Genomic DNA, 26,021 nt, shown 5'->3' on the forward strand with positions numbered 1-26,021 from the left:
AGTCAGTAAGGAGGGCCACATATGACATTGTTTACAAAATCAGCGCAAGAGTTACAAGAACTTTTAAAAACAAAAGAAATCTCAATCGCTGACTTAACAGAAGAAGCTTACAAACGTGTAGGTGCACTTGATGGAGAAGTAGGCGCGTTTTTAGCATTAGATGAAGAAAAAGCAACAGCACAAGCAAAAGAAATGGATGCAGTCCCATTTGAAGAAAGAGGACCATTATTCGGTCTACCTATCGGTGTTAAAGATAATATCGTCACTGAAGGTTTAGAAACAACTTGTGCAAGTAAAATTCTAGAAGGCTTTAACCCTATTTATGACGCAACAGTTGTCAATAAATTACGCGAAGCTGGAATGGTAACAATCGGTAAATTGAACATGGATGAATTTGCAATGGGTTCTTCAAATGAAAACTCAGGTATCAAACCAGTTCGTAATCCTTGGAGTCTTGACCGCGTACCTGGTGGATCTTCAGGTGGTTCAGCAGCGGCTGTAGCAGCAGGAGAAGTACCATTCTCATTAGGTTCTGATACAGGTGGTTCGATTCGTCAACCAGCATCATTCTGTGGTGTTGTTGGAATGAAACCAACTTATGGTCGTGTTTCTCGTTTCGGTTTAGTAGCATTTGCTTCTTCACTTGACCAAATCGGACCAATTACTCGTAACGTACGAGACAATGCATTATTACTTGAAGCAATCTCAGGTGTAGATGCTAACGATTCAACTTCAGCAAACGTTGAAGTACCAAGCTTTGTAGAAGCTCTTACTGGTGATGTGAAAGGTCTTCGTATCGCTGTACCTAAAGAATATTTAGGCGAGGGTGTTGGAGAAGCTGCACGTCAATCAGTTCTAGATGCACTTAAAGTATTAGAAGCTCAAGGCGCAACTTGGGAAGAAGTTTCACTTCCTCATTCTAAATATGCTTTAGCAGCATATTACATCCTTTCTTCTTCTGAAGCATCTTCAAACTTATCTCGTTTCGACGGTATCCGTTACGGCTTCCGCGCTGAAAACGTTACAAACTTAGAAGAACTTTACAAAGAAACTCGTGCTCAAGGCTTCGGTGATGAAGTAAAACGTCGTATTATGCTTGGAACTTACTCACTAAGTGCAGGTACTTATGATGCTTACTACAAAAAAGCACAACAAGCACGTACATTAATCAAAGAAGATTTCGATAAAGTTTTCGAAGAATTTGATGTAATTCTTGGACCTACAACGCCAACACCAGCATTCAAGATTGGGGAAAACGTTGAAGATCCAATGACAATGTACGCTAACGATATTTTAACAATTCCTATTAACTTAGCAGGTGTACCAGCTATCTCAGTTCCATGTGGATTCGAAGATGGTCTACCATTAGGTTTACAAATTATCGGTAAATACTTCGATGAAGCTACAATTTACCGTGTGGCAGATGCTTTCGAAAAAGCAACTGAATTCCACAAAGAAACTCCTCAAATTTGGGAGGTAAAATAACATGAACTTTGAAACAGTCATTGGTTTAGAAGTACACGTAGAGTTAAAAACAAACTCTAAAATCTTCTCTGGTTCACCAAACCACTTTGGTGCTGAACCGAATACAAATACAACAGTAATTGACCTTGGTTACCCAGGTGTTTTACCAGTTGTAAATAAAAACGTTGTAGATTACGCAATTCGTGCGTCTCTAGCACTTAATATGGAAATCGAACAACACACTAAATTCGACCGTAAAAACTATTTCTATCCTGATAATCCGAAAGCTTACCAAATTTCACAATTTGATAAACCAATCGGTAAAAACGGCTGGGTTGATATTGAAGTAAACGGAGAGAAAAAACGTATTGGTATTACTCGTCTTCATATGGAAGAAGATGCTGGTAAACTTACACACGGTAAAAACAGCTCTCTAGTTGACTTTAACCGTCAAGGTACACCACTTGTGGAAATCGTATCTGAACCAGATATCCGCACTCCAGAAGAAGCTTATGCTTACCTAGAGCAAATCAAATCAATCATCCAATATACAGGCGTATCTGACTGTAAAATGGAAGAGGGCTCACTTCGTTGTGATGCCAACATCTCAATCCGTCCATACGGCCGAGATGAATTCGGTACAAAAACTGAATTAAAAAACTTAAACTCATTTAACTTCGTTCGTCGTGGTCTTGAGTTTGAAGAAAAACGCCAAGCAGCTGTATTAAATGCAGGCGGTGTTATCGAGCAAGAAACTCGTCGTTTCGATGAGAAAACAGGTAAAACAATCCTAATGCGTGTAAAGGAAGGCGCGGACGATTACCGTTACTTCCCAGAGCCAGACTTAGTTGATATCGTTATCGACGACGCATGGTTACAACGCGTAAAAGATGAAATCCCTGAATTACCAGCAGCTCGTAAAGTTCGCTATGTTGAAGAACTAGGCTTAACAGCATACGATGCAGGCGTATTAACATTGCAAAAAGACATCGCAGATTTCTTTGAAGCAACAGTAGCAGCTGGAGCAGACGCAAAACTTGCTTCTAACTGGTTAATGGGTGAAGTTTCTGCTTATTTAAACGCAGAACAAAAAGAGTTAAAAGATACTGCTTTAACTCCTGAAGGTCTAGCAGGTATGGTAAAATTAATCTCTGCAGGTACAATTTCTTCTAAAATCGCTAAAAAAGTTTTCAAAGAGTTAGTTGAAAACGGTGGCGACGCAGAAAAAATCGTTAAAGATAAAGGTCTTGTTCAACTTTCTGATCCAACAGCTTTACTTAAAATTGTTACAGAAACATTAGACAACAACCAACAATCAATTGAAGACTTCAAAAATGGTAAAGATCGTGCAATCGGCTTCTTAGTAGGTCAAATCATGAAAGCTACTAAAGGACAAGCTAACCCACCAATGGTTAACAAAATCCTTCTTGAAGAAATCAACAAACGCTAATTTAACACTTTCAAAGACTGCTTGAGCATCCGTGCTTCAAGTAGTCTTTTTTGCTATAGTAGAGAAAAAAGGAGGGGTATTCATATGGAAACACTTAGTCGCTCTGCAGGTATCATTTACACTTTTGATAAAAACCACATGCCGGTTATAACCATTTCATCAGGTACAACGATTCGTATGGAAACTTTTGATTGCTTTCAAAATCAAGTAACAGCTGAAACAGATAAGTTAGAGCAATTAAATTGGGATCAAACAAATCCTGTAACTGGGCCTATTTATATTGAAGAAGCGAAACCTGGAGATATTCTAAAAGTCAAGATTAACAAAATCGAAATTGGTTCACAGGGTGTAATGATGACCTTGCCAAATGAAGGCATATTAGGGCACCGCTTTACTGAAACAACGATTAAAATTTTGCCGATCAAAGATGACCATATGCTCTTAAATGATATTAAAGTACCCATTAATAAGATGATTGGAGTTATCGGAGTCGCACCTAAAGAAGAAGCAATTAATTGTGGCACACCTGGTCCACATGGAGGGAATATGGACAATAAAATGATTACAGAGGGAGCAATATTATACCTCCCTGTTTTCGTGGAAGGTGCATTATTTGGTCTTGGTGATTTCCATGCAACAATGGGCGATGGGGAAGTTGGTGTTACTGGTGTTGAAATTGAAGGCGCAGCAACAGTTACATTAGAGGTTTTAAAAGGAGAGGCAATTGAACAACCTTTACTAGAAAATGAAGAAGTGTTTACACAAATTGCTTCTGCCAAAACATTAGATGAAGCAGGCAAGCTTGCAACGGAGCTAATGGCTAATAGGATTGTACAAAAAACTGGGCGATCAATAGCTGAAGTCACTATGTTATTGAGCGCAGCTGGTCAAATTGAAATTTGCCAGATGGTCGATCCACTAATGACTGTGCGCTTCGTATTACCAAAATCAATTCTAACCCAATTAAATGCAAAGTTAATTTAAAATAGCTTAGTAACAGCATCTTATTTGTGATAAGTAAGTTTAGAACTTTGCCAAAAATTAATAAAAGATTTACACTATTTTCAAGGAGGTTTTACATATGAAAACTGAACAACAATACTTTGAAGAAGCGATTTCAATTCAAGATTATATGGATAGCATGACAACGCAGAAGGATAATAGCTTCAAAGTCTATAACAATTATCAACTACCTGAGGATGAAGCATTTATTTCTTTACTAGCATCAAAAAAACCACATATTTTAACAATCACAGAAGACTGGTGTGGTGATGCGATGATGAATAATCCCATCATTCGTAAAATTGCAGAGGCAGCTAATCTTGAAATGCGCTGTGTCTATCGTGACCAAAATTTAGAGCTTATGGATCAATATTTGACAAATGGTGGTCGTTCTATTCCTGTATATATTATTTTAAGTGAAGCAGGAAAAGTAATTGGAAAATGGGGACCACGTGCACCACAACTACAAGAATATGTATTAGCTAAAAAAGCCACACTACCTGCACAAGATGATCCGACATTTACAGAGAAGCAAAAGGAACTTTTTGCAGGAATTACTGAAGAGAATGCTTCAAATGAAGAATTCTGGGGCTGGGTATATGATGACTTCCGCAAAGTTGTAACAGATACTTTAAAACCGTCATTTGCATAATAAGTATGATTCTGTATAATGAGATTGGAAGCTTTTCAAGTTTGGACGGCTTCAAACTTTAAATCTTAGATATGACATTACAAGAAATAAAGGGCTGCCTAAACGTATTTAACATAAACGTTTAGACAGCCTATTTTGAGCGTTTAGTACTTTTGGGAACATTCCTTAGAATTTTTCCGTTAATATAATTAGAAAATTGTAGAGCAAAGAAGGTAATGATATGAAACGAGCACGAATCATTTATAACCCCACATCGGGTAGGGAAATTTTCAAAAAGCATCTACCTGAAGTATTAGAAAAATTAGAAGTCGCCGGCTATGAAGCCTCTTGTCATGCTACTACCTGTGCAGGAGATGCAACCACTGCTGCAAAGGCTGCGGTTGAGCGTAAATTTGATGTTATCATTGCTGTAGGTGGAGATGGTACATTAAATGAAGTTGTCGCTGGGGTTAGTGGTTTTGAAGAGAGACCTCAAATTGGATTAATACCGATGGGAACAACAAATGACTTTGCGCGTGCGGTACATATTCCCCGAGATATTAGCAAAGCTGTAGATATTATTATTAAAGGCGATACTATTCCTGTAGATGTAGGACTAGTTAATGATCGTCATTTTATTAATATCGCTGGTGGTGGTCGTATCACTGAACTGACTTACGAAGTACCGAGTAAGCTTAAAACAATGATTGGACAACTAGCTTATTATTTAAAAGGCATCGAAATGCTGCCGTCAATAAAGGCTTCTAAAATGCGCATTGAATACGACGGAGAAGTTTTTGATGATGAAGCGATGATGTTTTTAATTGGTTTAACAAACTCTGTAGGTGGCTTCGAAAAATTATCACCAAATTCAAGTATTAATGATGGCTACTTTTCAATGTTCATTTTAAAAAAATGTAATATTGCTGATTTTATTAAGCTTGTATCACTTGCAGTTCGAGGAGAACATTTTAAAGACCCGCATATTATCCATGCAAAGGCTAGTCATGTAAAAGTGACTTCGGATGAAGTAGTACAGTTAAATTTAGATGGTGAATACGGTGGAGATATTCCTGCTGAATTTAGAAATTTAAAAAGACATATTGAAGTTTTTGTACCAATTGATGATATTCGAGAACAAGATAGACCATAATATAATGAATGACTTAAGACTAGAAGCTAAACTGCTTTCTAGTCTTTTTTTATTCAGTACTTGAAATGCAAATTCTTTGCTCACGATAAATATCAATTCACATTTTGAACAATCTTTTTTCATATTTTGAACATGAATACGTGATAAATCTGTCACGTTCGGAAGTTAGAATATTGGTTGCAATGGGTATAATAGTAAGTAAGGGAGAGTGCGCTATGTATAAAACACATGAGAAGAAATTAATCTGGTTAAGCTTTATCGTTGCAGGTATTATGCTGTTGTCACTCGTCGGACGAATTTTCGGAAGCTGAGGAGGAACGATCATGGAAAATGAAAGTGCAGTATTTTTTAGCCGTATCTTAACGGAGCTTACATTATCTTTCCATATCATTTACGCTACGATTGGCGTAGGTGTCCCGTTAATGATTATGATTGCACAATGGGTAGGGATTAAGAAGAATGATGAGCACTATATTTTACTTGCAAGACGTTGGGCACGTGGATTCGTTATAACCGTTGCAGTTGGTGTAGTAACTGGTACTGCTATCGGTTTGCAGTTATCGCTACTATGGCCGAACTTCATGCAGTTAGCAGGTAATGTTATTGCATTACCACTTTTTATGGAGACATTTGCGTTTTTCTTTGAAGCAATCTTCTTAGGTATTTATTTATACACGTGGGACCGTTTTGAAAATCAAAAGAAACATTTACTATTATTAATTCCTGTTGCAATTGGTGCATCGATGTCTGCCGTTTTTATTACAATAGTGAATGCATTTATGAACGCACCACAAGGGTTTGATATTGTAGAGGGTCAGCTCGTTAATATTCAACCAATTTTAGCAATGTTAAACCCCGCAATGCCGACTAAAGTAGCACATGTTGTCGTAACAGCCTACATGACAGCAGCTTTTGTTTTAGCAGCTATTGCAGCATTTAAAATGCTTAAAGGTTCAAATCATATTTATCACAAAAAGGCATTGTTCTTATTAATGAAAGTTGGTTTAGTATTTGCCATTGCTGCAGCAATCATTGGAGATTTCTCTGCAAAATATTTAGTAGAATATCAACCAGAAAAATTAGCTGCAGCGGAATGGCATTTTGAAACTGGAAAAAATGCGCCACTTGTTCTATTTGGCGTAACCGATGGTGAAGAAGTGAAATATGCCATTAAAGTGCCTTATGCTTTAAGTTTTTTAGCGCATTCAAATCCTACAGCTGAGGTTGTTGGACTAAATGAATTTCCGGAAGATGAAACACCACCACTTTACATTCACTATTTGTTCGATACGATGGTCATGATCGGTATTTTCATGGTACTAGTATCAGCATTGTATGTATTAGGTAAAATTCGAAGCTGGTCATTTGTTAGTTCAAGATGGTTCCGTTGGGTCATTGTTGCAGGTGGACCATTATCCATTATTGCCATTGAAGCTGGCTGGTGGCTTGCAGAAGTTGGACGCCAACCGTGGATTTTACGGAAGTATATGAAGGTAGCAGAAGCTGCTACAACAAGTGATCATGTGGACATTATGTTGATATTATTCTGCGGCTTATATATCGTTTTAGGAATTGGTAGTGTCGTTGTACTTCGTCGCATGTTCCGTCACAATCCAATTGAACAAGAGATTGAAGATCGCAAAGCTGAAAAAGGCGGTGACTTCTCATGACATTAGAAATTTTGGGAATTTCCGTATTATGGCTGTTTTTATTAGGCTATTTAATTATCGGTTCGATTGACTTTGGCGCAGGATTTTTCAATGCATATGGTGTATTAACGGGGCGACAACATATTTTAACGAATATTATTCAACGTTATTTATCACCAGTATGGGAAGTAACGAATGTATTTTTAGTATTCTTTTTTGTGGGAGTTATTGGTTTCTTCCCAAAAACAGCATTTTATTATGGAACAACATTACTTGTACCAGCAAGTATTGCGATTATCCTCCTAGCCATTCGTGGTAGTTACTACGCGTTTGAATCGTATGGTTCTAGGGGACATAAAGGTTATTCGTTTATGTACGGGGCGGCAGGTTTACTAATTCCAGCCTCATTATCAGTAGTGTTAACGATTTCTGAAGGTGGCTTTGTATCGATGGTGAATGATAATCCAGTGTTGGATTATCGTGCATTATTTACAAGTCCATTAACTTGGAGTATTGTCGTTTTAGCAATAGCGGCTGTTCTATATATATCAGCGGTATTTTTAACTTGGTATGCAGATAAAGCTGGAGATAAAACCGCTACAAAGCTTCTAAGAAAATATGCGCTAATTTGGGCAGGTCCATTAGCAATTTCTGTTATTGGTATTATGTTTGAACTAAGTAAGCATAATGTGGAGCATTTTAATCGTATGGTCGATCTGGGCTGGCTATTCGGTTTATCAGCAATCATGTTTGTCATTACAGTATGGTTTGTTTGGAAGCAACAGCATTATAACTGGGCGTTAGGTTTACTATTTGGTCAATTTGCATTAGCATTCTTTGCCTATGGTATTTCACACTATCCATACCTACTTTACCCGTATTTGACAATATACGATGGCTTTACAAATCCAGCGATGGCAATCTCTTTAGTATTCGTCTTCGTTCTAGGACTTTTACTGTTAATCCCATCAATATATTTGCTCTTGAAGTTATTTTTATTCAACAAAGATTATATTCGTGGAAAAAAAGACCATCATGCATAAGGGAGGATTTTCAGAATGGTTAATTTTCTAATTTTCTATGCACCATTTATTATTTTAGCGGCATCCATAGCAGTAGCCTTCTTTGTTGCATTAAAAGATGGGCCTGTTACAAAAAGTGAATAATTGACTGTTAAATCCGAGTGTCGATTCTGGCACTTGGATTTTTTTCTTCTGAAAGGTCATGGTACAATAGAAGAACTGAAATGGAGGAAGTACGATAATGACAGCACCAGTAAAGAAGAATGACCGCTTGACGGTTTATATAGAAGACTTAACGCATGACGGAGCAGGGGTTGCGAAAATCGACGGCTACCCACTTTTCATCCAAGGTGGCCTACCTAATGAAACAGCTGAAGTCCATGTATTAAAAACATTAAAAAACTACGGCTTCGCAAAAATTATCAATATTACAGAACCTTCACCTGACCTCGTAGCAGCACCATGCCCTGTATTTGCGCAGTGTGGCGGATGTCAGCTACAACACTTATCATATGAAGGTCAATTGAAGTGGAAAGAAAAAATGGTCCGTAATGTCATGACACGTATCGGTAAGATTGATGCGCCAGTATTGCCTGTTAAAGGTATGGACAATCCATGGAACTATCGTAATAAAGCACAAATTCCATTTGGCTTAAATGGTGAAGCACCGATTGCAGGCTTTTACAAAACAAAATCGCATGACATCGTCGACACAGATCGTTGTCTAATCCAAACAGCAGAGGCAGACGCCATTTTAGAAGGCTTAAAGCCACGCCTTTGGAAGTTAGGCATCAAACCATATGATGAGCAAACAGGACAAGGTATGCTACGTCATGTCGTTGTACGTACAGGTCGTGCAACAAACGAAGTAATGGTAGTACTTGTTACGAAAAAGCGTAAATTCCCGCAAGCTGAAGCAGCAGTGGAACTAATCAAACAACTCGTACCAAATGTCACATCGATTATGCAAAATATTAACGGTGAAAAAACAAATGTTATTTTCGGCAATGAAACGTTAAAACTTTGGGGCAATGACACTATTGAAGATACAATTGGTGACGTACGCTTCGAAATTTCAGCGCGTTCATTTTATCAAGTAAACCCAGAGCAAACGGAAGTGCTTTATAAGCAAGCATTAGATTACGCAGATCTTAAAGGGAACGAAACAGTTATCGATGCCTACTGTGGCATTGGTTCAATCTCATTATTCCTAGCACAAAAAGCGAAATCTGTAATGGGTGTAGAAATCGTACCGCAAGCAATTGAAGATGCGAAACGTAACGCTGAACTGAATGGTTTTACAAATACGTATTTCGAAGCAGGTCCAGCAGAAGAAGTCATTCCACGCTGGTACAAAGAAGGCAAAACAGCAGACGTTTTAGTCGTCGATCCTCCACGCAAAGGTTGCGACGAAGCACTGTTAAATACAATCTTAGAGCAACGACCAAAACGTGTTGTGTATGTATCATGTAATCCAGCTACATTGGCAAGAGATTTAAGAATCTTAGAAGATGGTGGCTATAAAACACAAGAAGTACAACCTGTAGATATGTTCCCTCATACAGCTCATTGTGAAGCAGTAGCGTGGTTGGAATTAGGAGAATAAAGAGCCCGAGAATCTAACAAAGATTCTCGGATTTTCCTTTATAGCAGTGTGCTCTTTAGTTTGTAATGCTAAGTATGGGTTATTAAAAGGTCCATAAAATAATGAAATGACAATTATTTAGGCAAAAATATTAGGAGGTTTATAAATGGATAACAATGATATTTTAATCAGAACAAGATACGCTCTAGATATAAAAAATAGAGATATGGTAGAGATATTTAAACTTGGTGGTATGGAAGTAACAAGAGAAGAAGTACCAAAAATACTTACAAAATCAAAAGATGAGTTCGAAGATGAAGTTAATATAGAAGAAAATGACGATCAGATAAAATGTGATTATAAGATGTTAGAGTCATTTTTAAATGGCTTCATTACTTTTAAAAGAGGAAAACAAGATTCAAAACCAGGACAACCAAAAGCTCCTGAACCGCATAAGGATCATGTGAATAATATGCTTCTTAAAAAATTGAAAGTAGCACTACAATTAACAACGGAAGATATGTTGGATATCCTTGACGATGGCGGTATAGCTGTTTCAAAAGGTGAATTAGGAGCTATATTAAGAAAACCAGGGCATAGAAATTATAAGGATTGTGGAGATAATTTCGCACGTAAATTCTTAAAAGGTTTGGCTGTAAGATATAGAGCGTAAGGGAATAGTATACTTAATTTTTAAAAAAAGCCTCTTTCTTTGGAAAGGGCTTTTTGTTTTAATCGAGCGGGTGACTGGCACCAAATACTTAAGGGAAGAGAAAGAGTACTTTTAAAATTTTATATAGTATAATAGACCTGAATCTTTAGAAGTGAAAGAGAGAGGAATTATTGTGAAAAGGATAATAGCATCACTTATGAGTATTATTGTCGTGCTTACTGTTTTATTTGCGGTGCCAGCTAAATCTGATGCAGCAAGGTATAAAACATTTGTATCGAAAGAATGGCTGATTTCTAATCAAAAGGAATTTAAAAAGGGATTTCCTAAAAAGCTTTCCAATGGATTAACAATGGCGGCTGTGAGGTATGATCCGTATTGGGGTGATTTTAGGGTACCCGCTGTCAAAAAAGGAAGTAAGATAATCTGGTCTGCTTCAAATATTATTGATTCAGAGGGTGTGATTATGCAATATACTTACGCAAAAAATGGCGATGTTTTTATCAACTTTTCTACCAGAACAAAATCTTCGTATTTTGGTGAAATAGTCGGTATTAACAAAAAAGGTAAGGTTATTTTTAAGAAAGTATTTAAAGACGATAAATATGCAGGAATTGAGTTTATATCGAGCAATCATGTCCAATTAACTAGTTATGGAAAAAAGGGTAACCATAAATTTTATAAGCTAACGCAAGATGGAAAGATGACTAAAACTTCTTATATTGATAAGGAATTTGCTACTTTAGCGAAAAATGGGGAATTGAGAGCTGCTCCAGGTAATGTAGGAATGACTTATAGATCTTTAAAAAAGAAAAATGAAGGCACATATGGCCTATCTGAATCTTTCCTTTGGCATACGACAACAAAAGAGAGTTATGGTTTCCTTTTTGGATATGGGAAAGTATATGAAAAAATTTATTCAAAACAAAAGGTTGTTGTGATCACTAAAGGATTATCTATAAATCAATCAGAACAAGAAATAGCTAAACAATTGAAGAGATATTTTGGAAAACCAGTAGCGAAAAGAGCTTATAAAGCTGGTAAATATTATGTAGCCTATGAAACTTATAAAGGCGATATACATTTTTATATCGGCACAAAGAAAGGTATTAATATGCTACGGTTTACGCCTAGTGAGGATTGGAAACTCTATTATATAAAATAAGCAATAAGTGAATATGTAAATATAACAGTGCCTTTCAACGACACTAATTCCTTGATGATAGGGGATAGCTGTATCAAAAGGCGAATTGGGCGCTAATTTAAGAAAACATAAAGATTGTGGAGATAATTTTGCACGAAAATTTTTAAAAGGCTTGGCAGTAAGATATAGAGCGTAAGGGAATAGTATATTCAATTTATTATAAAAAGTCTCTTTCTTTGGAAAGGGCTTTTTGTATTTTATTGATTATACTTTAACAATAAAATCACGAATATTAAAGGTGATTTTTTAAAAATGTATGATTAATTATGTTTAGTTAAATTTCTTTCATTTGTGGGTATGTTCCCACATACGACACATTGTGAAGCTGTGGCGTGGTTGGAGTTAAAAGAATAACCCTAACTTTAACTGTACTTTCCAACAAAAGCTTTTGTTAGGATGTGTCTTAGGTATATCTAATTTAATATTCGTTGAGATATAAAAAAGCAGACGGTTTAGAAGTGCGATAATGCACCTCTAATTGGCCGTCTGCTTTTACTGTTATTTTATGAATGAAGCGAGCTAATATTGTTGGGGTTAGCTCCTTTAATGGTTCTTTTGGGTTTAATTGTCGAAGAATATATGCTTTTAATTCCGCAACCTCTACAGTCGTATTATTTTCTTCATATTGCAGCATATTAAACTGTTGAACTATCTTTTCTATTTGAGGATTTAAAGTTGCCACAACACCGTCATAAGCGTCTTGATCAATCTTATCGTCTAATAACATATCAAGTGCCTTTTGTTTCTTAGTACGGAGGCTAGTTAGCTGCTTTTGAAACTTTTCAGTATCATTCACTGGTTTTGATTTTAATTTCTCCAAATGGTTGTCTAATAGCTTCTCCATAGAAGCAACCGAAATATTTGAAAAGTACAATGTATTAATGTCTTCTAATAATGCTTGAATTAGCTCTTTCTCAATAGTACAGAAATTGTCAGGACGGGCTTTCTTTCCGTATTTATTCTGGTGTCCACACACGTACCGATCACGTTTGAAATGCAGACCAGCACCACAATTTCCACAAATGAGTAAGCCTGTGAAGAGGTGTGATTGCTGTTGTGAGCGAATACGTTTTCGGGATTTGATTAATTGCTGTACTAATGCAAAGTCCTCTTTACTGATAATTGGCTCATGTGTATTTTCACGTACAATCCAGTCTTGCTCTTTATTAATAATACGCTTCGTTGTTGTAGGAGAGATGGTAGAGGTTTTCTTTGCTACCAAACAGCCTGTATAGGCCTCTCGTTCAAGGATTTGGCGTATTGTAGAGCCATGCCAAAATACATTGGCATTTTTATGTCCCTTTTCTTGAGCAGGCCTAGGAATGCCCTCATTAAACAAAGAGCGTCCGATTGCATCAAAGCTTTTCCCCTTAATATAAATATATTCTTCAAAAATTCGTTGAACAACTTCCGCTCTGCCACTAGTAAATACATATTGCTTGCCATTTTCTAAAGTGTTGCCATATGGTGCTTCGTCAAATCGTCCAGATTTAGCACGGACTTCATAAGAAGCTTTAACACGCTTACTAGTACGTGTAGCTTCCGTTTCTGAAAGCCATGCGAATAATCCGAAATTCATAGAATTATCCTCTAGCGTATTAATTGCTCCGTCTAATGTGATGAAATGAATTTGGTTTATGATTAATACATTTTTAAACTCGTATGAGAACTCTCCGTTTCTCGAAATACGAGATAACTCTTTCGCGAGTACGACATCAAACTTTTTATCTTTAGCATCTTGAATTAAATCTTAGATCCCTGAGAGATAGGAAGTATATCTTATTTTTCGATGATAATGATATTAAAAATTTATTAACTTGAAAATTAGAGCAAAATGAAGAGGGAATTGTCGATTATTTATCTGAGAAATGGGATCTATTAGTTTTAGATAATTAAGATTTTTTGGAGATTTGTATTTAATTGAGTATAGCTTTCGGTGAATTTCTACTACATATTTTTATTTTTAACCACCCTCAGCACTCACCGCATTGCGAAGCGGTCGCGTGGATGAAGTTGGTATAATAGAAAAGCAGTTGATATAGAAAAAATCTATACCATCTGCTTTTTTGTTTATAAAAATACCATTCAGGACCGATTTTCGTTAAAATAAACATTGCCGACTTTCACAAATAATAAATGTCCAAATGTACTTGTGTTTGATAATAAGTTATTAAGCATGATATAAGTGTAAAAGAAGTGGAACATTTGGCTTTATGTTTTTTGACCGAGAGATTGATGTTGTATCCATAGTGAGAGGATTTGAGTTTGAAATGATAGATAATTTTTGGCGTGATTTACCACGACCATTTTTTGTACTTGCACCAATGGAAGATGTGACAGATGTTGTTTTTCGTCACGTAGTAAGTGAAGCAGGTCGACCGGATGTATTTTTCACAGAGTTTACAAACTCGGATAGCTATTGTCATCCAGAGGGCATGAAAAGTGTGCAAGGCCGTTTGGTTTTTACAGAAGATGAACAGCCAATAGTGGCGCATATTTGGGGGGATAATCCCGAATATTTCCGTCAAATGAGTATTGGCATGGCAGAGCTAGGATTTAAAGGCATCGATATTAATATGGGCTGCCCAGTACCGAATGTGGCATCAAGAGGGAAAGGTAGTGGCCTTATTCTGCGTCCAGGTGTTGCGGCAGAACTTATTCAAGCAGCAAAAGCGGGCGGACTACCTGTCAGCGTGAAAACACGACTTGGCTATAACGATGTAAATGAGTGGGAGGAGTGGCTAACGCATATTTTAAAACAGGATATTGCGAACCTTTCTATTCATTTACGTTCAAGAAAGGAAATGAGCCAAGTAGATGCGCATTGGGAGCTAATTCCAGAAGTAAAGAAATTACGTGACCGTATCGCACCAAATACGCTACTAACAATCAATGGAGACATTCCTGACCGTCAAACTGGAATGCAGCTTGCTGAACAATATGGTATTGATGGTGTCATGATCGGGCGAGGTATTTTTAAAAATCCTTTTGCTTTTGAAAAAGAGCCAAAAGAGCATAGCAGTAAAGAGTACCTTGATCTTTTAAGACTGCAGCTTGATCTTCAAGATCAATATGCGGAAGTACTACCACGTTCAATCACAGGGCTTCATCGCTTTTTCAAAATTTATGTCAAAGGATTCCCTGGAGCTGCTGAATTAAGAAATCAATTGATGAACACGAAATCAACAGATGAAGTGCGTGCATTGCTTGATAACTTTGGAAAAGAATGTTGATGGGGCGGGAACAGTGAAATGGTGTACCTCTTAAAAAGTTAGAGAGAAAATGAATCACATCAACTCATGTGGACTTATCCTGGTGTTGCCACATACACTCTGCGTATGTAGAGTGCTGTTCACTGTTAGTACTAAAGGACAATTAAATAAGAATGTATTGGCGAAAATAGAAAAGAGGGGCGATGAGCCCCTCTTTTTTGTTGCCTAATTTAGTTTTGTAAAGTACCTTATCTCTTCTTTATCCGTATAAAAGCCAACAGATTCGTATAGAGATAAGGCTGAATTATTTGTAGTTAATACCATGAGAGTAGCTTTTTGTAGCTTATGAGATTTAAGATATCTCAAACCTTGTGTAAGCAAATACTTGGCAATACCGCGCTTCCTCCATGATTCACGAACAAAAACATCCTCTATTACACCATGGTCATCTTCTTGCCATGCCATTAATCCGCCAACAATAGCGTCTGTTTGACGTATGACCATGGATGTCCAAAGTTTGTTATTCTTGTATTCAGATAACCTATTTAGACCAAGTGGAGTGTCAGGCCAAATTTCAGCTTCTATATCGAGGTAATCTCTTTCCTCGCTAGATGTCTCCATGTTCCAGTGTGAGAATTGAAACTCCTCTTGAAGTTTTAACTCAGGAATCGGTTCATTCAAATCTCGATTCATGCTATACAAACTATTCAGAGGGAGGTATCCTTTTTGGATAAAAAACTGATTGTTTGCCGTTTCTTCCGAATCGTTACCAACACAAAGTATTGTTCCATATTCTTTAGGCAAAGTTTCTTTTAATTGAAGTGCTCTTGTGAAAAGATATTGATAGACTTTGTCGAGCAGAGCAATGTCATTTTCTCTTTCAGAAATGGTTTTAAGATTAACGTATATGGAGTGATTGTTCTCTTTTGAACGACCAGGAGGTACAACGTTAATGATGCTAACTTGCCCCTTAGCGACCATTTTCCCATCTTCAAATGCGCAATAAACGTTACTCCAATTATCTTCGTCCCCGACCCACCAAAATATTGCATTTTCTTTTGCTGTTACGGTTCGGTACAACTCGCCAAGTAAAGGCATGTCTTCATTTTCAAAGTTACGTATGAAAATCTCTGTTGATGATTGGTTCAAAATAATCCCCCTCAGTAGGAGATTTCGCAGGTAAAAAGGCTAGGTATGCGACTTCCCCTTAATAAATTTTTCCTTTTGACTTCAATTTCTTGTTAACAAAAACTGTTTTAAAAGGATATTATTACCTTTAACATTAACATAGCTACACCATCGTATCAAACATAATTTACAACTTTGGATAGTGCGAGCACGTTAGCCATATTTAATCTTTCCAAAGACTAAAATTTCTTCATCTTGAATGTCATTTGATGCCTTTATATGATTATATTTAAATCCCTTTTTCAGAGGTTGATAAAGAAGATGACAATCATATCTTTATCCCAATATTAGTAGGCATTGTCTTAGCCTTTCTATATGTTATTTTTATGGCAAATATGTAGGTGATGTCATAAGGAATCCAGAAATACTATTGCAACTAACAAGAAACTGGAGGATCGTAAGAATGGATTATCGTAGTTGAAATTAAATAGTTAAAACATGAAAGAACGAATTCCAGTTAAAAAAGGGATTCGTTCTTTCTGAAATTTATTATTATAATAAACCTTTTGTACGTTTTTCAGCCATTTCTACGAGGCGTTTAGTGATTTCCCCACCAACTGAACCGTTTGCGCGAGAAGAAGCTTCTCCTCCAAGTTGTACACCGAACTCTTGTGCAATTTCATATTTCATTTGATCAACCGCTTGTTGAACACCTGGTACTTCGAGTTTATTTGAACTTCGGTTAGCCATAACTTTCACCTCCTCGTGATATTAGAATGGACAAGGATTTGATTTTAATACATTTAGTGAAGAGGTGGAAAGTTCATCCTACAAATTGTTTTAGGCTGCTACAGCAATATAAACGCCTCTTTGAATCATCTTCAAAAAAACAAAAAAATTTTAACGAAGCTTTTGATTAAAGGAATTTTAAATTGTGTTTTTGAAATGAAAATATAGCAATTAAAAAAAAATTTTATTCTGTAAAACCGAATGGAGGCGTAATGATTTTTATAAAACTAAAGGGCAATCAATGCGAGCTTTACAGAGTCTAGTTCTTTTTGTTTAATATCTTCGAAAGAAAAGTAGTTAAATTGTACTTTTTACTTCGTATGATAAAATGGTATAAAGAAGTATCTAAAATGGATCTTTTATTACTTTCTCTAAATATATGAATTAGAATGGTGAGTGAATAAACGATGTTAAGTGCATTTAAATCTAGAAAAGAAGATATAGAAAAGTTTAATCAAAAAATTGACGAATTAAATTCCAAGCTAGATGTAAAGGATAACGCATTTCAAATTTTCTTAAATGAATTACATAAAGAATTAGTTTCTACAATTGAACAACATGACCTAGTAAATGACCAACATATGATTTTAGGTAAAATGGTGGGAGAAATATTAGAGGAGTTTAATAATGTAGAAGAAAGCACGATTAAATCAAACGATATATCGGATAACGCATTAGTTAAAGGTACTTCTTTAATTACTTCATCTGACAAAATGGTTACTTTATCCGAAAAGAGTAAAGAGGCAGTTGATGGAGTAGAAAAATTAATCGATAACTTAGGCGAGCAGTCTAGAAAAACTTCTTCTAGCATGGATCAACTCAGTGAGCGCTCTAAACAAATCGCAGAAATTGTCAACGTAATTAGTGATATTTCCAATCAAACAAATTTATTAGCTTTAAATGCTTCGATTGAGGCGGCAAGAGCAGGAGAACATGGCAAAGGATTCTCTGTTGTAGCAGATGAAGTGCGAAAGCTAGCCGAGAGTACGAAGGCTAGTACTGCAGATATAGCAAATCTTACTAATAAAATACAAGAACAAATTTTGGAAGCAGTCAAAGATAACCAAACGAATATGCATCTAGTCAATGAAGGCATAAAAACGAGTTCCGAAACATCTGAACAAATTAATTTATTACTAAAAATCATTACAAATGTTCAAGGTGAAGTTAATGAATTACTAAACAATATAAAAAATCAAAAAACCTCTAATGAAGAAGTAATTAATAATTTCAAAACGACAACATCCTTATTTGATGAAACGAATAAAGTATTAATGAATCATATAGACGAATCAGAAATTGTTACGGTCAAACTATTACAAGCAGTCGAAAAAGTAAAAAGCTTTCCAATCAATAAATAAATCTAAATACCAGGCTCTCAGATAAACTCATTTTATCAGAAGCCTGGTATTTTCATACGAACGAACTTCTGATTGGCACCAACATTAGGAGGAATTGATTAAATGAAAGCGTGAGCAGATTAAAATGAGCCTAAATAGGTTAAATTGGAACGTGAGTAGATCAAATGAGCGTCTGAATAGGTTAAATGAAAGCGTGAGTAGAAAAATGAGCGTCTGAGTAGATTAAATGAAAGCACGAGTAGGTTAAATCCGAGCATGAGTAGGTTAAATGAAAGCCTGAGTAGATTAAATAAGAGTCTGAATAGGTTAAATTGAATGATGCCAAAAAATAAAATAAAATTCAAGAAAGTTTTTTATCAAAGGAATTTTGAATAGTATTGTTGAATTAAAAATATAGCGAACGGTGCGAATCACCAATACTACTTAAGTTAGTATAGTAGAATTAGATTAGATTTTAACAGCATCTTTGACTAGTGAAGTGGTGGTACTCATTCGCGGCAAATACGGAAAGTATGGAAAAAGAAAAGCATTTCAATTGGTATTTACCCATTGTTTCACCTACTTGCTGAATTAAAGAAAACATATTATAAATTAAATGCACAAGTAATCGAACGGATGATTGGCGTCAAAAATTAAATTTGATATAATAGAGTATCGTCTTTATTAGGAGGAAATGGATTGTCAGTAGAAATTGGTAGCAAGGTACAAGGTAAGGTTACAGGAATCACAAATTTTGGTGCGTTTGTTGAGTTGCCAGATAAGGTGACAGGACTTGTGCACATTAGTGAAGTTGCAGAAGCTTACGTAAAAGATATTAATGAACATCTTAAAGTTGGGGATCAAGTAGAAGTGAAGGTCCTAAGCGAAAAAGAAGGAAAAATTGCTTTATCTATAAAAAAAGCGATTGATAAACCTGTTGAAAATACGTCTTCTTATACGAAGCGCCCATATCGCCAGAAGGATAATCGTCCACGAGGTAATTTCCAACCGAAGGAAACCTTTGAAGATAAGATGGCTAAATTCTTAAAATCAAGTGAAGATAACTTATCCACTTTAAAACGCAGCACCGAGTCTAAACGCGGTGGAAGAGGCGGACGAAGAGGGTAATTATAGATAGCAGAAGAAACACACATCTTTTAAGATGTGTGTTTCTTTAATTTTATGGCCCATAGTCACTTACACTGCTTATACTAGATACCTTATTATGGGTTTAGTCTTTGTTTTAGTTGAAATTGCATACATAAATATAAGTAGAAACGGACATCTTATCAACAAGGAGGTGGACCCTACTATGTCGATAATCGGTGTAGAGCAATCGTTAACGAATGTATCTGAGGCTTTACTTGCAAAGGGTTATGAAGTCGTTGAATTGAAACATGAAGCGGATGCAACGGGTGTAGATTGTTGTGTCATTACAGGGTTGGACAATAATGCACTAGGTATCCACGATACGTCCATTCAAGGTTCAATTATCGAAGCGGCTGGCCTATCAGCAAATGAGGTCTGTCAAAAAGTAGAAGAAAAACTTAATCTACATTAAAAACAATGCCAGGTCTAGTATCGACCTGGCATTGTTTTATTATGCGTATAGTAGCGGTCGCCTATTAGATGATACAAGCTGGGGAGCTTTGTTCAGTGATGTTTTCCGAGATAAACTAAAAGAACAGGGATTTGATCCAGATGAATTAGTGAAAAAGTTTACTGATATATTGCGGGGGTCGGGGTCCTTTTTACCATTAAGGATGTATAAATACCGCTGTTCCTATAGGAATAATACTAGCCAATTCCTCTACATCCTCATTATGCATGCGAATACAACCGTGTGATACTGCTTTGCCAATTGAACTTGGATCATCTGTTCCGTGAATTCCATACGTATCTCTTGATAAGCTCATCCACATCGTTCCGAATGGGCCTCCGGGGTTAGGTGCTTTATTAATAATAATAAATTGCCCTAAAGGTGTATTGGTTAACATTTTTCCAACCGCAATGGGATATTGCTTTTGTAAAACACCATCTTTATATAATCTAAGCCAACGATTGTTGAGTGAAACATCAATTTGATATGGAATCGTATTAGGGTCAGGAAAACCTGGAATAACAATAGGTTGACCAATATAAAGTACATTTGGATTTATAGATGGATTCGCGCTAATAATTGCGGATAGTGGAGTACGATAATCTCTAGAAAGTTGAAAGAGTGTTTCACCTTGTTTAACCGTATGAATCAGTGTGATCACCTCCAAAGTTGTTACAGTACATTATATGTTTGTTATATATATAGTTTCATAATACGAAAATTGTACCGCTATTCTTATTTAGCTTTATGTTAGAAAGGATTACTGTAGAGCCTTTAGCCTTAACAGTATAAAGCAGACTATAGACTGCCACTACATCGTTTTTCCGTACTTTAGAAACAGTGATTTTATCATTATTTCCTTTTAAATATTAGTCACTTAAAATATGTTCTGTAAATACATCGCTAGTTTAATAGGTTTTTAAGGATATACTATTTGAACAACAAATTGGTGATTTATGTTACAGTTGTGGGGTAATGTACTTGAAATGATAAATAAAGGGGAGTTAATATGAAATTTACAAAGACCTTATTTGTTTCATTGGCAATGATTTTATTTGTTATTACAGGGTGTTCTAATGGAAAAGTTGACACAGAAAAATATATAGAAGTAGAAAAACGTATTGGTGATGAAAATAAATATGAAGTCTTCAAAAAAATTACTGATAATAAACAAGTTCAAAAGGTAAGAGATATTATATTAGATAGGGATGATTGGAAAAACAGCGAAGTAGATATGGAACGTCCTGCTGATTACAATTTTGTGTTTCAATATAAAAGTGATAAAATGTCAGCAAAAGCAGCGTTATATGAAATTTGGATAAGTCCAAATAAAGATAAAGTGGATGTTGTAGTAGGAAGTGAATATGTTCAACTAAACGAGGAAGAATCAACTGATTTATTTGAAATATTAACAGGAGAAAAGCTTTCCGATTTGTGATTGGATAGTACGGATAAGCTATTTTAATCAAACTTTATTCTAAAACTGCAAAGAGAGGGTAGGGGAGTGTTATCTATTCTGAACTGTACCCCAAATTTTAGACATAATCTAAAATTTGAGGTGCTATTATTTTGGTTAAATTTACAATTGAAGAAAAAGTTAATGCAATAACATAACACGCTACTTAAATGGAAGTGAAGGTTATTCAACTATTGCAAAAGACATTGGAGTTCATTATAGTAAACTTCAATTTTGGGTTAAAAAATATCAATATCATAGAAAAAAAGCTTTACTAACAAACCAGTTATTTCAGTAGAATCAGACTTTTCTTCATCTTATCCAACTAGATTAGATACTCTCTTTGACTTGTGCTCGAAATTTTTCATCTTTTAAAAATTTTAATTGAAACTCATTAATATTGCGTGAGAGCTTTTTTTGCTCTAATATAGTTAGATCATTTGCAAAGAATACAATCTCCGTCTTATTTTGTTCTTTATCTGTTGCATACATTGCAATTGTAAGAACAAATGCAGTAGAACCTCCTTTTTGTCCCGCATGAACAAGCCATTCACGATTTTTTTGATTTTTCATTAATTGCTCCATTACAGGATCAAGATATCTATACACATTTTCTTTTAAATAGGTTTTACGATTCAGTTTATTCATCATCGATACATAATCTCTTGTAGTAGATCTAGGCAAACGGTTAGACCAATTTTTTTGGAAATCCATATCTAAATTTTTTATTAATTGTTTTTTTTTTGATCAGAGAGTGGTTGATTTATCCATCTATTATGAATATCTATTGCTCTGCTACGATATTCAGACATATCCATGTCTTTCATTAATTCTAGTATTTCTTGTTTCGATAAATTCTTTTCAATCATCAATTGAGTAGGTATGTATAATGCACTTGCAGTTGGATACAAAAGGTCATGATTTAAGATTCCTAAACTCTTTGGAACCTGATTGATATTTTGAAGACCAAGTACCTCAATCATGTACTCTGTATTTGCATTAGAGCTATAAGCAATCATTCCATTTGCTACTTCACATAATGGAACACTATCTATATCAACTCTTTTCCATTGCTTAATCCATTCTTAATGTGCCCCACCATCTGTTTTTGGAATATAAAATTTATCCAATTCTTTTAATCTTACTTTTTTGTTTGGATCAATTTTCCCTTCTGCTGCTTGTTGGGCATATTCAATTGCTATTATAATTTTAACAGTACTTGCTAGAGGAAGTAGCTGGTTCGTGTTAATATCTATCCAATTTTGATCATTGTGTCTTATAGATAATGAAACATTTCCACTTTCTAATTTTTCTTTGATAAAACGTGTGATGTATTTAGGATCTGGCTTTTTCTTTCCCCTCCGAGATATCAAAGTTACAATTCCTCTTATTAAAACTAATGAAGTTACTACACCTACAATAATCCATAATGCTATTTTAAATTTGGTAATTACCTCCTTTATATTCAATTAGAAAACTATGAAGTTACAACCTGGGTATTGTAACATAATTTTACATTTAATATAATTTAATATTGGTTTTAATGGTTCTGTGATTTTCTTTCCCATCTACCTTCATGATTGCTATAACTGATAAGACAAAGAAAAATTGGCGTGCTTGTCGATGTTAATGTTTTATTTCAGATGTATTATTCTGTATTATTCAGACATGCGTTCATGAATAATACTATCCCATTTGTATTTATAGAGTACTACCATCGACTGCTTTCCCCGAAGGCAAAAAAATAGTCTTTTAACCCTTTAAAATTCTTCTATTTCACGAGCGACTATAGGTATGCAGCCATCGGCCAGAGGAACAGAGACAATGGGTAGAGAAAAAGAGGACGTTTTAAAGATAGGGCAAAGAACGGGGATAAGAGGATATAAATACGTTTTGTATATACCGAGTATATTTGAAGGTCAGGTGATTGGTTTGTAAGGATATAAGGCAATTGTTTTAGAAAAAATGAAGTAATTCTTAAATTCATTAAAAAGTTATTAATTTCACGGTTTATATAAATAGGATTAGCATTAATGATTGAGATTTTATTATTAGGGGCATTTTCAAACCTATAATTAAAAATTTATTTCAGCAGCAACAAAAAGAGAATGAGGGAGTGTTCTATTCGTCACTCTCTTTATTTAATTTAAGGTAGAAATTTATCAACAGTTCTATTTAATACCTTCAAGTAGTGATCATTGATTGTCTTAATCGACTTATGACCTGTTTGTTTGGCTACTGTCGCTAAATCTGCGCCACGCTCATGCATATTGAAACGAGTTTAAGGATGCTACCAATTAAATAATCTTCAGCCTGCAAGTAATACTTTTTTACATACTCCTGTATCGCCATAACAGTATCTAATATTAGCCTTTTTTCTTCGCATACTTTTTGTTTCTTCAAATAAACATCACCGATAAATCATCTAAGTAAAAATCCTTAATCTGTAGTAGGCGACATGCTGTAATTAAATTAACTAAACAAATTGCTTTCGGGAATGAATCATTATTGGGTATCATTATTTCTCTAATTTCATACTATGTTATAAATCAGGCTAAGAATGGAGGGAAGGCTATAGACATTTTAAGTAAGTTTAAGATTTACCGTGAAGAAGAGAACAGACTGAAGTGGGAAGGCACGTTTGCGGATTACTTAAGTATTGTGAAGAAAAGGCCGGAAGTTGCTCAAACAGCCCATTCACGTGTGTACAATATGATTAAAAGCTCTGGATTAGAGGAACGAGACGGACATAAATTATTTAGCTTTTTTGGACAAGAAATTTTTGGGCTCGAAACAGCAATTGAACGATTGGTAGAAGAATATTTTCATCCTGCAGCAAGAAGATTGGATGTTCGTAAGCGGATTTTATTATTAATGGGTCCCGTGAGTGGAGGGAAATCGACCATTGTGACATTGCTAAAGCGGGGGCTTGAGCAATATTCACGAACGGATGAAGGTGCAGTATATGCCATAAAAGGATGCCCGATGCATGAGGATCCACTCCACCTAATTCCACATCATTTGCGAAAAGATTTTTATGAAGAGTATGGTTTACGTATAGAAGGTAATTTATCGCCTTTAAACACGATGAGGCTTGAAAAAGAATATGATGGACTTATTGAAAATGTTATGATTGAACGCATTACCTTTTCAGAAGATAAACGTGTTGGAATTGGGACATTTACACCTTCTGATCCGAAATCACAGGACATCGCTGATTTAACTGGTAGTATCGATTTTTCAACGATTGCGGAATTTGGTTCTGAATCAGATCCTCGTGCATATCGATTTGACGGGGAACTAAACAAGGCAAACCGAGGCATGATGGAGTTTCAAGAAATGCTTAAATTAGATGAAAAGTTTTTATGGAACTTATTATCATTAACGCAAGAAGGAAATTTTAAAGCGGGCAGATTTGCATTAATTAGTGCCGACGAATTAATAGTTGCCCATACGAACGAAACTGAATATCGATCGTTTATTTCAAATAAAAAGAACGAGGCACTTCACTCAAGAATTATTGTGATGCCTATTCCTTATAATTTAAAAGTAAGTCAGGAAGAACGGATTTACGAGAAAATGATTAACGAAAGCGATATGGCACATGTTCATATTGCTCCTCATGCATTAAAAGTCGCTGCAATTTTTTCCGTCTTAACAAGACTAGAAGCACCTAAAAAGCAAAGTATTGACCTTGTGAAAAAGATGCGTATGTATGACGGAGAAAGCGTGGAAGGCTACAATTCAGTTGATGTAGAGGAATTGAAAAAAGAGTATCCAAATGAAGGTATGAATGGTATTGATCCACGTTATATTATAAATCGAATTTCATCTGCCATTATTCGAAAAGAAGTGCCGTCAATTAATGCATTAGACGTTTTGCGTTCACTTAAAGATGGGCTTGACCAACATGCTTCGATTTCCCAAGAAGATCGGGAAAAATTTATAAATTATATTGCAGTTGCAAGAAGAGAATACGATGACATTGCGAAGAATGAAGTTCAAAAAGCATTTGTCTACTCGTATGAAGAATCTGCAAAAACTTTAATGAACAATTATCTCGATAATGTTGAGGCTTATTGTAATAAAAATAAAATTCGAGATTTCCTTACTGGAGAAGAAATGAATCCAGATGAAAAACTAATGCGGTCCATAGAAGAACAAATTGGAATTTCGGAAAATGCGAAAAGAGGATTCCGAGAGGAGATTTTGATTCGCATTTCGGCTTATGCAAGAAATGGGAAGAGGTTCGAATATCATTCTCATGAAAGATTAAGAGAAGCAATTCAAAAGAAATTGTTTGCTGATTTAAAAGACGTTGTGAAAATTACAACGTCCTCAAAAATGCCTGATGAATCTCAGCTTAAAAAGATTAACGAAGTTGTCGCAAGGCTTATAGATGAGCATGGCTATAATTCAACTTCTGCAAATGAATTATTACAATATGTAGGTAGCTTACTGAATCGTTAATGATTTAATAGGGGGTGTCCAGGTTAATTTTAGGGCACTCTTTTTTATTTATCAAAAGAAGTCAAACAATTCTAAAAACTAACATATTATAAGAAAAGTGACTTCCTCTTTTAAGAAATCTCAGGTAATATGTAAAGCTTTCAGAAAGAAATACTTAGTGATTCTATATTAAGAATCAATGTTCTTTTCGACTATG

The 26,021-nt window shown here is 35.4% G+C and carries 22 protein-coding genes and 2 pseudogenes; 18 read left to right on the plus strand and 6 right to left on the minus strand.

The annotated features are described in order from the left end of the window. Positions 1-21 precede the first annotated feature (21 nt). The 12 genes and pseudogenes from gatA to ACZLO7_RS03465 all read left to right on the plus strand — a co-directional run. Positions 22-1,485, plus strand: coding sequence for an Asp-tRNA(Asn)/Glu-tRNA(Gln) amidotransferase subunit GatA (gatA, locus tag ACZLO7_RS03410; protein ID WP_464939239.1), 1,464 nt, complete (start codon positions 22-24; stop codon positions 1,483-1,485). A gap of 1 nt (position 1,486) precedes the next feature. Continuing rightward, complete coding sequence (gene gatB / locus ACZLO7_RS03415; protein WP_053418878.1) at positions 1,487-2,914, plus strand: Asp-tRNA(Asn)/Glu-tRNA(Gln) amidotransferase subunit GatB; 1,428 nt, start codon at positions 1,487-1,489, stop codon at positions 2,912-2,914. A gap of 84 nt (positions 2,915-2,998) precedes the next feature. Continuing rightward, a complete protein-coding gene (locus ACZLO7_RS03420) occupies positions 2,999-3,898 on the plus strand; it encodes an acetamidase/formamidase family protein (protein ID WP_464939238.1) in 900 nt (299 codons plus the stop codon). Positions 3,899-3,995: 97 nt separating this feature from the next. After that, complete coding sequence (locus ACZLO7_RS03425) at positions 3,996-4,568, plus strand: thioredoxin family protein (protein WP_464939237.1); 573 nt, start codon at positions 3,996-3,998, stop codon at positions 4,566-4,568. 220 nt (positions 4,569-4,788) lie between these two features. After that, entirely contained in the window at positions 4,789-5,700 is a 912-nt protein-coding gene (locus ACZLO7_RS03430; protein WP_464939236.1) for a diacylglycerol kinase, read from the plus strand. A 323-nt stretch (positions 5,701-6,023) separates the two neighbouring features. After that, the gene (locus ACZLO7_RS03435; protein ID WP_464939235.1) at positions 6,024-7,370 is read left to right on the plus strand and encodes a cytochrome ubiquinol oxidase subunit I; all 1,347 of its coding nucleotides are present in this window, start codon (positions 6,024-6,026) and stop codon (positions 7,368-7,370) included. Then, a complete protein-coding gene (locus ACZLO7_RS03440; RefSeq protein ID WP_464939234.1) occupies positions 7,367-8,392 on the plus strand; it encodes a cytochrome d ubiquinol oxidase subunit II in 1,026 nt (341 codons plus the stop codon). The genes ACZLO7_RS03435 and ACZLO7_RS03440 overlap by 4 nt, the downstream gene beginning before the upstream one ends. 15 nt (positions 8,393-8,407) lie before the next feature. After that, complete coding sequence (gene cydS, locus ACZLO7_RS03445; RefSeq protein WP_464939233.1) at positions 8,408-8,515, plus strand: cytochrome bd oxidase small subunit CydS family protein; 108 nt, start codon at positions 8,408-8,410, stop codon at positions 8,513-8,515. 97 nt (positions 8,516-8,612) lie between these two features. Then, a complete protein-coding gene (gene rlmD, locus ACZLO7_RS03450) occupies positions 8,613-9,977 on the plus strand; it encodes a 23S rRNA (uracil(1939)-C(5))-methyltransferase RlmD (protein WP_464939232.1) in 1,365 nt (454 codons plus the stop codon). Between the two features lie 145 nt (positions 9,978-10,122). After that, positions 10,123-10,629 carry a YehS family protein gene (locus tag ACZLO7_RS03455; RefSeq protein WP_464939231.1) on the plus strand — a complete coding sequence of 169 codons (507 nt, stop codon included), beginning with the start codon at positions 10,123-10,125 and terminating at the stop codon, positions 10,627-10,629. Between the two features lie 172 nt (positions 10,630-10,801). Next, the gene (locus ACZLO7_RS03460) at positions 10,802-11,791 is read left to right on the plus strand and encodes a hypothetical protein (RefSeq protein WP_464939230.1); all 990 of its coding nucleotides are present in this window, start codon (positions 10,802-10,804) and stop codon (positions 11,789-11,791) included. A 61-nt stretch (positions 11,792-11,852) separates the two neighbouring features. Beyond that, positions 11,853-11,966, plus strand: a pseudogene (locus ACZLO7_RS03465) (YehS family protein); the annotation flags it as partial. Positions 11,967-12,248: 282 nt separating this feature from the next. Here ACZLO7_RS03465 and ACZLO7_RS03470 read toward each other — a convergent pair. After that, positions 12,249-13,574 carry a recombinase family protein gene (locus ACZLO7_RS03470; protein ID WP_464939267.1) on the minus strand — a complete coding sequence of 442 codons (1,326 nt, stop codon included), beginning with the start codon at positions 13,572-13,574 and terminating at the stop codon, positions 12,249-12,251. A gap of 505 nt (positions 13,575-14,079) precedes the next feature. Between ACZLO7_RS03470 and ACZLO7_RS03475 the strand changes: the two genes are divergently transcribed. Beyond that, positions 14,080-15,063: a tRNA dihydrouridine synthase gene (locus ACZLO7_RS03475; RefSeq protein WP_464939266.1), complete on the plus strand. Its 984-nt coding sequence runs from the start codon at positions 14,080-14,082 to the stop codon at positions 15,061-15,063. 204 nt (positions 15,064-15,267) lie between these two features. On the opposite strand, the gene ACZLO7_RS03480 is transcribed toward ACZLO7_RS03475, so the two are convergent. After that, a complete protein-coding gene (locus tag ACZLO7_RS03480; RefSeq protein ID WP_464939229.1) occupies positions 15,268-16,191 on the minus strand; it encodes a GNAT family N-acetyltransferase in 924 nt (307 codons plus the stop codon). A 531-nt stretch (positions 16,192-16,722) separates the two neighbouring features. Next, entirely contained in the window at positions 16,723-16,920 is a 198-nt protein-coding gene (locus ACZLO7_RS03485; RefSeq protein WP_464939228.1) for an alpha/beta-type small acid-soluble spore protein, read from the minus strand. A gap of 446 nt (positions 16,921-17,366) precedes the next feature. Between ACZLO7_RS03485 and ACZLO7_RS03490 the strand changes: the two genes are divergently transcribed. From ACZLO7_RS03490 to ACZLO7_RS03500, 3 genes are all read left to right on the plus strand, one after another. Then, positions 17,367-18,320 (plus strand): methyl-accepting chemotaxis protein, encoded by a 954-nt coding sequence (locus ACZLO7_RS03490; protein ID WP_464939227.1) that lies wholly within the window; start codon positions 17,367-17,369, stop codon positions 18,318-18,320. 678 nt (positions 18,321-18,998) lie between these two features. Next, positions 18,999-19,427 carry a S1 domain-containing RNA-binding protein gene (locus tag ACZLO7_RS03495; protein ID WP_464939226.1) on the plus strand — a complete coding sequence of 143 codons (429 nt, stop codon included), beginning with the start codon at positions 18,999-19,001 and terminating at the stop codon, positions 19,425-19,427. Positions 19,428-19,611: 184 nt separating this feature from the next. Then, positions 19,612-19,860 (plus strand): YkuS family protein, encoded by a 249-nt coding sequence (locus ACZLO7_RS03500; RefSeq protein ID WP_464939225.1) that lies wholly within the window; start codon positions 19,612-19,614, stop codon positions 19,858-19,860. Between the two features lie 196 nt (positions 19,861-20,056). Here the strand turns inward: ACZLO7_RS03500 and ACZLO7_RS03505 are convergent, their stop codons facing one another. After that, on the minus strand, positions 20,057-20,551 hold the full coding sequence (locus tag ACZLO7_RS03505; RefSeq protein ID WP_464939265.1) for a L,D-transpeptidase family protein: 495 nt from the start codon (positions 20,549-20,551) through the stop codon (positions 20,057-20,059). Positions 20,552-20,908: 357 nt separating this feature from the next. Between ACZLO7_RS03505 and ACZLO7_RS03510 the strand changes: the two genes are divergently transcribed. Beyond that, complete coding sequence (locus ACZLO7_RS03510; RefSeq protein ID WP_464939223.1) at positions 20,909-21,337, plus strand: hypothetical protein; 429 nt, start codon at positions 20,909-20,911, stop codon at positions 21,335-21,337. A gap of 348 nt (positions 21,338-21,685) precedes the next feature. Here ACZLO7_RS03510 and ACZLO7_RS03515 read toward each other — a convergent pair whose 3' ends face one another. Continuing rightward, positions 21,686-22,006: a hypothetical protein gene (locus ACZLO7_RS03515; protein WP_464939222.1), complete on the minus strand. Its 321-nt coding sequence runs from the start codon at positions 22,004-22,006 to the stop codon at positions 21,686-21,688. 77 nt (positions 22,007-22,083) lie between these two features. Then, positions 22,084-22,824, minus strand: a pseudogene (locus ACZLO7_RS03520) (serine hydrolase). A gap of 1,105 nt (positions 22,825-23,929) precedes the next feature. On the opposite strand from ACZLO7_RS03520, the gene prkA reads away from it, so the two are divergent. Continuing rightward, a complete protein-coding gene (gene prkA / locus ACZLO7_RS03525) occupies positions 23,930-25,825 on the plus strand; it encodes an ATP-dependent protease PrkA (protein ID WP_464939264.1) in 1,896 nt (631 codons plus the stop codon). Positions 25,826-26,021 lie beyond the last annotated feature (196 nt).

It is taken from the genome of Viridibacillus sp. d25.2 (genome assembly GCF_055456015.2).